Genomic DNA, 9,974 nt, shown 5'->3' on the forward strand with positions numbered 1-9,974 from the left:
TCAGAGTGAGAGAAAGGGGGACATTGTCTCTCTTTCCTCTCTGAAAAATAAATGTTTTTATTGCTTATTATCCGCACCCAAAAAGTTGCATTTATAAGTTGAATTCAAGAACAAATAGTTCAATTCAGCACAACCGTAGCGAATGCTTTTTCCGTATTGCTAATTTACACAAAAATGTAATACGGAAAAGCAGAAGCGGATAAATATTCCAAATCTTTCAACTATTACTTACCCCGCCTTTTGCAAATACTATGTTACCTGCAGTGTTATTTTTTTACTTTTCAAAAATTATTTTGTTATTTTTTGATTTGTTTTTTAATCTTATTAATTTATATACTTCTGAAACAAGTTCTGCTTGTTTTTCTTTAGGATTGTTTTTAGGGTTGATAAACTTAAGAGAATTATCATTGTAAACAATTGTAATATTCGCATAAGTTCCATCAAATGGTCCAGGTTCATTTTTAGGTTTAAAATCAGCTTCTTTGAAAGACAAGATAATTTTTTTTAGACTTTCAATTTCATCTTCAGTAATATTGGAAGAGAAAGGCTCAAAAATAGGATTTTCTAATAAATATTTTTGGTATTGTTCTTCCGCTTCTTTTTCAGATATATTTTTGTCTAATGGAGGTTGAATTGGAGGTGGAAGTTCGTATGAGTTAGGACTTATGACAGCAATATATTTTTTGTCTAAGTCTAAAATTGCTTCGATACTTTTATTGAAAGTCGGATAAATTCCTATTTTCAATAATTCAGGTTCTTTATCATTCTTTGAACAAGAATTAAGAATTAAAATTGAAAATAGTATTAAAAATTTTCTCATTTAGACGGCATTTTTGACAACATTGCAGGTAACGGTTTGGGGCTTTGCGAGGGCGGGGATTTTCAGCAGAAAATCTCGACCGAAGCACTAAGCTACAAATATAGCGAAAATCTCCAACGGAGTATTTTCGCCCCGCTCTTGCAAAACCCTTGTTACCTGCTGGCTGTGTTTTTAGGTTTGGATATTATGTTATCAACTTCTTTTTTCAGATAGTTTAAGTTGATTTTGTATTCTTCCGAATTGAGTTCGTCAAATTGTAATTGTTCGATAAACTCAAAAATATCTTGAAGTTTTCTACTTGTCAGATAATATTGTAAAACCGTTTCATTGATTTGATAATCAGGATTGAGTTCATAATATCTTTTGATAAACAAATCAAAATAAGGTTGCTGATAAATGCTGAAAATATCGGCTTCGGGTGGTGCAAACTTTATTCCTTCCCAATCCAAAAGATATAATTTTTGTTTGTCTGTGATAAGATTCCAATGATGAATATCTGTATGACATAAACAATATTTTAAATCTTTTTCCTTTAAAGCATTTGATAAATTATACCATTCGTTGATTTGATTTTTTATAATTGAAAGATTAGGTTGCAGTACCGTTTTGATTTCCGTTTTTAGTTGGTCAAGGTTTTTGTCTATCCAATTGTTTAGTTTAGAAATAAACGAAAGGTCAAATGTTTCAGAAATCTGCGAAAGGTCAAAAGGAGTTTTTTTTAAATGATGTAACTGACTGACAATTTCGGCTAATTGAGTTATTTGTTCTTTGGTTAAATTTTTTTCTCCAACTGTTTCTCCTTTAATGTAATCAAACAAAACATATATATAATTTTCATCTTCGCACCTAAAATCATCAGATTGCGTTTTAATCAATCGAATGATTTTTCCTTTCAGCAGAGTTTGATTATCAAGCCAATCCACAATGGGAAGATAAAGGTCGATGTGTTCCGTTAAATAAGAAGTTGATTTTCGACTTTTTTCATAAACTTTTAAAAAATAAAAATGCTCGTTTTCATCTTCTATTTTATAAGCCAAAGAAGCCCAACCACCTTTTTGTTTAGAAATTGTGTTTGTTTTGATAAGATATTTTTGTTGCAATGTTTTTATCAATGTTTCAACCATTTTATTTTGTCGGATTTTTGGTTTCAGCTTGCAGGTAACGTTTTGGCGCTTGGCGAAGAAGCGGATTTCGAAGTACAAAACTTTCTGCCAGCACAGAACTTGATACGAAGCACAAAGCTTCATTTAAGCACTGAATCCACTTTTTTGCCAAACGCCTGTTATGCCTTCGCCCTTCTTTTTCTGTCGTCTGTTTTGTTGTCATTTTCGTGTTTCTTTTGTCGTGTGTTGGCAAAGCAAGCTCTTTTGCAATTTTGGCTTTGTGCGGTTGGCTTGTGTGAAACGAAGTTCACGAACACCAATAAGAATAAACAAGACGTGAGTAATTGCAAATGTGCTTGCTTTAGCGTTGGCTATTTCTTTGGTTTTATAAATATTGATACTGTAAGTCCTATTCCTACAATCACATCTACAATATTCCAAAGTTCTCTGCCTAATGCAATTTTGAAAAGCGGTTGAAAAAGTAATGCTAATGCACCGTAAACAATCATTTCGGTTTGCTTGTTTTGTTGATTGGCTTGATAAGCAAGGATAGCAAAGCCAATAAGTCCTGCAAACCTTACAAACTGATAATATCCATAAGGCATTTTCGCAAGGCAAAGAAAGAGTAAAACAGCGAGAACTATTTTTATAATTTTATCCATTAATAATATCTTGTTCTACTGATGTAAAAGGTTGAACCATAACTTCCGTGTAAACTCTCTGTACCTGCATAGTTTGCACCACAAGCAGAAGCGGCAATTTTGTAAGTTCCACTTGATAGATAAACTGTCCTTGTACCACCTGACGGAATTTCTATCATTTTTGCTTCAACACCACTATAACGAACAGTTAGGTTGCAACCTGTATTATTAGTAATTTCTACTGATGAATTCGAAGAATAGCTTGTACTGTAATTATCGAAAGAAGGCATTCGTCCTGTTTCTCTGTCGCCTAATATTTCATCAACTTCTAAGCGAATGATTTTTTCTTTGATAGAACTTTTGTTTGGGTGGTCGGGATATTCATCTAAAAATCTCTTCCAAGCATATGAAGAATTGCTACTTAAAGCGTCATCATAAGCCTTTTGCATATTCAGTTTTTTAAGTTCACTTTTTCTTGAAACAGCATTTTTAATATACTTTCCTTTGGGATATTTTACTATGTAATCTTCAGTATTACTAATTTCTTCTGAAGTGAAAGCCTTTTGCCAAAGTTCTTCTTCATCAATATTGGCAAGATAATTTTTTGCTTCAATAGATTGAGGCAAGTCGGGGTGCTTTTGCAAAAGCGTTTGGAATTTCTGCCTTGCCTGTGAAAAGTCTTTTGCTTGATAAAACTTTTTTCCGTCAGAAAGCAAATTTGATGCTCCAAATTTTATCTCTTCTAGTTCATTTTTTAAATTTTGATTTTCTGTAGAAAGTGTATTTTTCTCATCAACAATTCTTTGATGTTCACTTTCTGATACACAAGAACTCCAAGCTAATGCTACTGTCAAAAAAATAAGTATTCTTTTCATAATTAACGATAATAAGGGATTTCAATAGTTGGTAAAAATGTTCTTAAAAGCATTTCAAAGACAGGCATTAAACAGTAAACAAAACCGATAAAAACAACACCTTTCATCAGAAAATAAGTGTAATGATTGTTTTCGATTTCGTTGACATCAGTTCTTTTGCCTGCAATGAGTATGGAAAATGCTTTTGTGATAAGATACCAAAGTATCAGCCAAAAATTGGTTAAGCCGATGAACAAAACACTTGTTTTTGATATATCTGCCAAATGATTAGCTGAATTAGTTTTGTAAAGGGTGTCAACATATTCGCTCATTATGGATATAGATTTCACATTGAGCAATGAAAATGATATGACCCAACCGAGAAATAAAATACCATAAGCAAGATTTATTTTTTCTTCGTTTTCCAATTTTGATTTTGCTTTTCGCAAAAAAAGCTGTGTAATCGTCAAAGAAATTGCAATTGCAATAATTCCGATTACGGTAAGCGTGATTATTTTTGTTGTATCCATTTTATTTTGATTTTAATGATATTCTCCAATAATTTAAGTTTGAAATTTCTTTGGGTAAAACGCCTGCTTTGATATTTGGTGCAGTTGTTTCCCAAAGTACATAGCGTTGGTTTTGATATTGATAAGTCATTCCGCTTATCGGCAAATTTATTCCGATTATGGAATGTGCATAATATTCACTGCTGAATAATGCTACATCGTAGCCATAATGTGCGAGTACTGTGTATAAAAGCAAGGTTCTTGTATCACAATCGCCATTTAAAGTTGACATAAATTCGACAGGCGAATTGATACCGAATTTTTCAAAACCATCACAACGAGAATCTGCTGACGAGAGATATTCTTTGATAAATTCATCATCATACAAATTTGGGTTGCAGTCATCAGGAACAATCACTGTATATGGAATGTCCTGCACAAATGAAACAATTAACTCTGCAAATTTCACGCTTGACAGTTGCTCCTTTTGTCTGATACTGTCAAACAACTGATACACGCCGTTTAAATTATTTTTGTCATTTTCCTTTAAGCGGTAAATCATTTCATCGTAAGCTCGTGATGAATTAGAATTTAAAGTCAGATTGTTTTTAAAATATTTGGCTTTGGTAAAATCGCTTTTCTTTGTCCAAATCGTTCCTTCATATTGATTGCCGTCATAATCCTGCCAAACTCTGAAATGCTTAATTATCGTGTCATTTACGGTTTTATTGTCAAGCGGGTCAATGATTGGTTCTGTGTGTGTTTTTCGTTCTTCGGGTTGCTCTGTTACAACTGGTTTGGGAATGTAAGTCTGCGTTGTGGTAGTATTGAAAAAATGAAATAAACTTGCCACAAACCCTAACAAAAGTAATATACCTATTATACGGAATAGCCAACTAAAAAACCTTGCAGGAATTAGGTTCAGTAAAAACAGAATAAGAAAAAACGGCAAGAGAATTGCCATTTGTGGCAACAACATCAGTAAAAAAGCAATACCGATAATTCCTGCCAATAAACCGATTACAGAAGAAAAACAACCCTCATTATTTGTTGTAGTTGGTGGTTTTGTATATTTCCAATCGCTCCAATACGTTTTTTTATAATCCGAATAAAAATATTCTGTTCGTTTGTAATTGCCGTTATGTTCAACATTGCCAGTTGGTGTATTGGTTTTGGTAAGAACAGGTTCTTCAATTTTAGGAACTGTAACAATTTCGTTAATCGGAATTAGATACTCTTTTTCTGTGTAATGCTCTACAATAAAATCAAGAATGTAACCTGCTACAATAGCATCAATAGTTCCAAAAACTTCGTTTCCTTCGTCTTGGTGTAATTTTCGGTTGAATTTTATAGAACCTAATTCAAAAATAGGTTCGTGTAGGTTTACCTCGTATGCTTTTCCGTCTTTTTGTAATATTGTGTGTAATAATTTGGGTAGCTTTTCTCTTGGGATATTGTAATCTTCATTTATTTCAAATGGGAATTTTGAATATTCAGCATTATTTAGCGTTACTTCATAAATATTGAAATCAAAGAACTTGGAATGTGCAAATTGATTGGAAAATTGCTCGTCAATTTCGCCCCAATATTTTCCGTTCAATACGGCTTTGATATAGGTACGTCTTGGTATTTCTCTTGTTTTTTCTAATAATCTGTATCGTCCGTTTTCATCGGTATAAATTTCTTCTTCGTAAAATTCTTTAATTTCTATTTCATTATCTTTATTCTCTTCATTTATGGCAATAGCTTTTTCATCTGTTTTTTTGTTCCAAAACAGATAATACAGAATAACTGCAATGATGATTATGATAATAACGGCTGTCAATCAGTTTCAGGATAAATATGGTTCAATAGATCTTGTTCGGAAAGCGTGTTTTTGGTTCGTGATTTGTGAATGGTACGATAAGGCGGGTTTGCCCAATATTCGTATTTTTCTATTTTAGTTTCATTAAGTTCAACTGATAATTCATTTGAGATTTTTTGAAATAATTCTATTCTTTCTTCTTTGGGTTCTTCATTAATTATTTGACTTAATTTAGTCAATAATGGATTTAATGTATTTTTCAATCTTTCATTATATACGGAAGTTTTTTCTTCAAAGATGTGCTGATATTCCTTTTTGAAATCTCTGTAATCATCTTGGATAATTTTCTTTTTAATCTCTGCTTTTTTCTCATAAAACTCACCTAATTTTCTAATGGTATATTTAAGATAAACGGGGAATAGGAAAATGCCAACAACAACTAACGTAATTATTGTTGCTAAAGGATTTGTTGCCAGTAACTCTTTAATATCTAAAGCGAATGTTGTTGAGTCGGGTTTTAAAATTAAAACATTGAGCGGCTGGGCAATGATTATAGCTAAAAGTAATACTATGAAAATTCGTATTCCCATTGAATAAGATAGCTTAAATGGATATGTTTTTTCCTTTTGTTTTTTTCTCTCCTTCGTTGGTAAAAGGGTAGGAGAAATGGTGTACAATAATAAAACGTACATATTTGTAATAATATAACCCCAAACAATTCCAACTCCAATATCTGCGATAATATTATGAAATAAATGATCTGTAAAATATAGAGCACTTGCAAAACTGCACAACAAAATGACCAATACTAATAAGCCAATTAGTGAAAAGTAAAGTTGGACTTTATTGCCACATTTTTGGATTATTGTATAGTCTTCGCCCGAAAACTTACAAAGTCTATTTCTTATAGCATTAAGAATTGGATTCATTAGGATTTATTTTTTTGATGTATTCATCTAAGTTGGTATCAATCTTCTCTTTTTCCTTTTCTTTATACTTTGCTATGGCGTATTCTGTGAGTTCTTTCTGAATTTCAGTAACTTTTATTTTTTCAAAAATCATTTTTTCGGCTTCGTGATTGATGATTAAATGCCGTTCTACACCTTTTTTGTCTTTGTAGTAATCATAGCGAACTTCAATGCCATTTTCAGCACGTATTAAATCATCACGATTTTCGGCCAAATAATCGTAAGGCGTTTTATTTAACATCAACTTAAAGAAAATTGGTGTTAATTCTATAGCCATAAATAGCAAGGTTATAAAAAGTGTAATCCAAAATCCTGCAACTTCGTGAGCCAATTTTATCCGTTCAAGTAAGCCGTCTAAACCGTCTGCTGTTTTTTGACTTTCTTTGAGAGCGTTATTCAAACGTGTTTCAATATCTTCTTTTTCTTTAAGCAATTTCAAATATTCTGTATTTTGTTTATCGTTCCGAATTTCTTCATCAACTTTATCCATTTGTGCTTTAAGAGCTAATGCTCTTGGTCCAACAGTAATAATTCGGGCTTCTTCGATATACTGCGATTCAAGAAATTTATGCCTTGCTATTTTATCTTGAATTTCCTGCTCATATTTTGCTAAGTCTTTTGAATTTCTATCAAGTTCAATTTGAAAATTTTTCTTCGTTTTTTCAATATATGCTGTTTGCTGTTCAATCTGCTTTTCTTTTAGCTTAATATTTATTTCCGTTTGAAACATTCTGATTTCAATGGGTTTAGAAATAGTTATTGCTATAATTGCCCCCATTATGATACGTGGTATGGCACTTTTAAATTCGTCCCAAGTTATTTTTTCTGTTCCATCTCCTTTACCAGTACTTGTAACAATAAAACGGTCAATGTTAAAAATCATCAATCCCCAAACTATCCCAAATACAATTGATAATGCAACAGTAGGATAATGAATACTATCTTCAAGAGCAGAACCTTTGGGCGAAAAAATGGTATAAAAAGCATAACCTCCTGCAAGTCCTGCCATCGCTCCTGTAGCAAAAACAATTCCGCCCAAACACATATATTTTATTTGGTCGCTGTATGTTGCTCGTTCCAAAATATAACGGTCGCCACCTGCCACTTTCCATAGCTGTTTCATTATCCAACCAGCTTTGGGTGTTGTGTAGTAGTCTCTTGTTTTCATATATAGTCTTGAATTTTAAATGGTTTGTAGTCGAATTGAATGTTTTGTGGCTTCACAGCAATATTTTCAAAAATAAAAGTCGGATTAGAAATATGCAATGTCATTTCAGATATTCGTAGTTTTGATTTTTGTTGTACCAATTTAACTATGCTGATATTTTTAATTTTTGTTTTGAATGGTTGAGTATTGATTTGAGCTTCTTTATTCAGACTGATTTCATAAACTCGTTTCTGAAAAAATCCAAACACCTCAAAATTGATTGTGTCTGTATGGATATTTTCAAGGTCTAAAACAATCTGTTTTGAGAAATCATAACTTTTAAAGTTTCCAATCCTAAACCAAACTGCATTTTTGAACTTAAAATCAACAACCAAATACGCATTTTCAAACTGCCAGTTTTGGTAATACCCAAATGATATTTTTTCAATCCGTTTCCTTCGTTTAAAGAGAATGCAAAATAATCGACTAACTTTTAGGAAGTAATATTGTATATTTTTAAGTGATGTTTTAATCATATTTTCAGGTTGATTATTTAGTTCGCCATAAATGTATATACGGTTTTCTGATTTATATTACGGTTTTCCGTAAAGCTTCAAATTTGTATTTGTGAGGCGGTGGATAAAAACAAATGTGGTGCAATGCGTTGGCTTGGTACGTAGGGTTGCACCTCTTTTGTTTTTTTGAAGCGTTGGCATTTTATCTTTCATTTTTCTGTACGTTTATTGTCGGTCGTGTCGTCTTTTAGGGTGAGGCATAACGGAAAAAGTATTGGCGAAGGGCGGGCTTAATTTGAACGAAAGTTCAAGTTCAGACCAATCGTAGCCAATATTTTTTCAATGGAACTAAGTTAAACAAAAATGTGGAATTGGAAAATATTGGCGGTTAAATATTACAAATAGTTCAACTTAGACTGTAACCCCGCATTTTGCCAATACAATGTTATGTGAAGGCGTTTTTTAGAATTTTTTCTATTTCATTTGGTTTATTTACTGTCATAAAATGTCCGCCATTTTTGATTACAAAATCAACTTCGACATTTCTTATTGGAATTATTTTGTCTTTATTTCCATGAATATGAACGTAATTCAAAGCTTTTTGCTCATTTTTCCAATTTGCAATTTCGTTAATCGCCCATTTTAAGAAATTTGGGTTAGTGTCTTCTAAAATTTCACCAAGAAGTTTTTTGTCTTCATCTGATTTTACACCAAAAAACCAATTCGTCAAGAAATTTTGTTGCTTTAAAATTGTGGCTGGAATTAACTTGTTAATTTTCAATTTTCCTGCGATTCTGTAGAGTAGTGGAAGTTCACTTTTAGTTTTTGCAGAAGCAATTAAAATTACTTTTTCCGTTTTGATTATTTTCGCGATTTCTACAGCAACAATTCCTCCAAATGAAAGTCCAATTATAGTTGGATTTTCAACATTTATTTTTTGTGAAATTCGTTTGCAGTATTCACTTAATGGTTCATTTTTTAGTGGTTCAATCCATTCAATAAACTCTGGATTCAATTTTCCAAAATCGATTTTGTCAAATACTCTTTTATCAATTCCTAAACCACTGAAAATATAAATTTTGTTCACTTAATTTCTTTTGGATAACTGCTCGTAAACGCTTTCACATAACGGTTAGTATATGAAAAGTAGGCGATTTCGAAGTGCCAAATTTTCGGTTAAGCACAAAGTATAATACGAGCCAAAAGCCTAGAATTAACTACTGTTTCGCCTATTTTTTATATACATTGTTAGCGGGTCGTTGTTTTTGTTTATCAGTCATTTATGTGTTTTTCTATTCCATCAATTATTGATTTCCAATCATCAACGTGTAATTCGTGTCCTGTACCTTCAAGGGTGATTAGATTTGAACCTTTTATTTTTTCTAGTAAAAAACCTGCATTCTTATAATGCCAAATTTTGTCGTCTGTTCCGTGGATAATTAAGGTGGGTTGTTTGATTTCGTTTAATCTGTTCCAATATTCTTCACCACCACCACCTTGCGATGCAGCGTGATTGAACATACTTATATAATTGTTGGCTCTATTGAACTCAGCTCTTATCAGTTTTTCACTTCTTTGTTTGTCAAATTGTTTCTTGCCACTCATTAATTCTG

12 protein-coding genes are annotated in these 9,974 nt (G+C 32.1%); all 12 read right to left on the reverse strand.

The features are described from left to right. Positions 1–274: 274 nt before the first annotated feature. Positions 275–820, reverse strand: a complete 546-nt coding sequence (locus VQ048_RS11390; RefSeq protein ID WP_327611795.1) for a hypothetical protein — start codon at positions 818–820, stop codon at positions 275–277. Between the two features lie 152 nt (positions 821–972). Further along, positions 973–1,944: an aminoglycoside phosphotransferase family protein gene (locus VQ048_RS11395; RefSeq protein ID WP_015431540.1), complete on the reverse strand. Its 972-nt coding sequence runs from the start codon at positions 1,942–1,944 to the stop codon at positions 973–975. Position 1,945: 1 nt separating this feature from the next. Further along, entirely contained in the window at positions 1,946–2,146 is a 201-nt protein-coding gene (locus tag VQ048_RS11400; protein ID WP_327611796.1) for a hypothetical protein, read from the reverse strand. 148 nt (positions 2,147–2,294) lie between these two features. Further along, positions 2,295–2,585, reverse strand: coding sequence for a DUF6804 family protein (locus tag VQ048_RS11405; RefSeq protein ID WP_327611797.1), 291 nt, complete (start codon positions 2,583–2,585; stop codon positions 2,295–2,297). Further along, positions 2,585–3,439 (reverse strand): DUF6759 domain-containing protein, encoded by an 855-nt coding sequence (locus VQ048_RS11410; protein WP_327611798.1) that lies wholly within the window; start codon positions 3,437–3,439, stop codon positions 2,585–2,587. Before VQ048_RS11410 ends, VQ048_RS11405 begins: the two co-directional genes overlap by 1 nt. A gap of 2 nt (positions 3,440–3,441) precedes the next feature. Then, positions 3,442–3,948, reverse strand: a complete 507-nt coding sequence (locus tag VQ048_RS11415; RefSeq protein WP_327611799.1) for a hypothetical protein — start codon at positions 3,946–3,948, stop codon at positions 3,442–3,444. Between the two features lies 1 nt (position 3,949). After that, a complete protein-coding gene (locus VQ048_RS11420) occupies positions 3,950–5,752 on the reverse strand; it encodes a hypothetical protein (RefSeq protein ID WP_327611800.1) in 1,803 nt (600 codons plus the stop codon). Then, complete coding sequence (locus VQ048_RS11425; protein WP_327611801.1) at positions 5,749–6,660, reverse strand: DUF4407 domain-containing protein; 912 nt, start codon at positions 6,658–6,660, stop codon at positions 5,749–5,751. The genes VQ048_RS11420 and VQ048_RS11425 overlap by 4 nt, the downstream gene beginning before the upstream one ends. Then, positions 6,644–7,867 (reverse strand): DUF4407 domain-containing protein, encoded by a 1,224-nt coding sequence (locus VQ048_RS11430; RefSeq protein WP_327611802.1) that lies wholly within the window; start codon positions 7,865–7,867, stop codon positions 6,644–6,646. Before VQ048_RS11430 ends, VQ048_RS11425 begins: the two co-directional genes overlap by 17 nt. Then, complete coding sequence (locus VQ048_RS11435; protein WP_327611803.1) at positions 7,864–8,382, reverse strand: hypothetical protein; 519 nt, start codon at positions 8,380–8,382, stop codon at positions 7,864–7,866. The genes VQ048_RS11430 and VQ048_RS11435 overlap by 4 nt, the downstream gene beginning before the upstream one ends. A gap of 424 nt (positions 8,383–8,806) precedes the next feature. Continuing rightward, the gene (locus VQ048_RS11440) at positions 8,807–9,448 is read right to left on the reverse strand and encodes an alpha/beta hydrolase (RefSeq protein ID WP_318161518.1); all 642 of its coding nucleotides are present in this window, start codon (positions 9,446–9,448) and stop codon (positions 8,807–8,809) included. A gap of 185 nt (positions 9,449–9,633) precedes the next feature. Then, positions 9,634–9,974: alpha/beta fold hydrolase (locus VQ048_RS11445; protein WP_327611804.1), on the reverse strand; the 341-nt coding region annotated here is incomplete at its 5' end.

This window comes from Bergeyella anatis (assembly GCF_036016955.1).
Taxonomy (GTDB): domain Bacteria; phylum Bacteroidota; class Bacteroidia; order Flavobacteriales; family Weeksellaceae; genus JAYWXI01.

Bases quoted from the DNA above. Each gene is read 5' to 3' on its own strand.
- VQ048_RS11390 (WP_327611795.1), bottom strand. From the start codon at position 820: ATGAGAAAATTTTTAATACTATTTTCAATTTTAATTCTTAATTCTTGT.
- VQ048_RS11395 (WP_015431540.1), bottom strand. From the start codon at position 1,944: ATGGTTGAAACATTGATAAAAACATTGCAACAAAAATATCTTATCAAA.
- VQ048_RS11400 (WP_327611796.1), bottom strand. From the start codon at position 2,146: ATGACAACAAAACAGACGACAGAAAAAGAAGGGCGAAGGCATAACAGG.
- VQ048_RS11405 (WP_327611797.1), bottom strand. From the start codon at position 2,585: ATGGATAAAATTATAAAAATAGTTCTCGCTGTTTTACTCTTTCTTTGC.
- VQ048_RS11410 (WP_327611798.1), bottom strand. From the start codon at position 3,439: ATGAAAAGAATACTTATTTTTTTGACAGTAGCATTAGCTTGGAGTTCT.
- VQ048_RS11415 (WP_327611799.1), bottom strand. From the start codon at position 3,948: ATGGATACAACAAAAATAATCACGCTTACCGTAATCGGAATTATTGCA.
- VQ048_RS11425 (WP_327611801.1), bottom strand. From the start codon at position 6,660: ATGAATCCAATTCTTAATGCTATAAGAAATAGACTTTGTAAGTTTTCG.
- VQ048_RS11430 (WP_327611802.1), bottom strand. From the start codon at position 7,867: ATGAAAACAAGAGACTACTACACAACACCCAAAGCTGGTTGGATAATG.
- VQ048_RS11435 (WP_327611803.1), bottom strand. From the start codon at position 8,382: ATGATTAAAACATCACTTAAAAATATACAATATTACTTCCTAAAAGTT.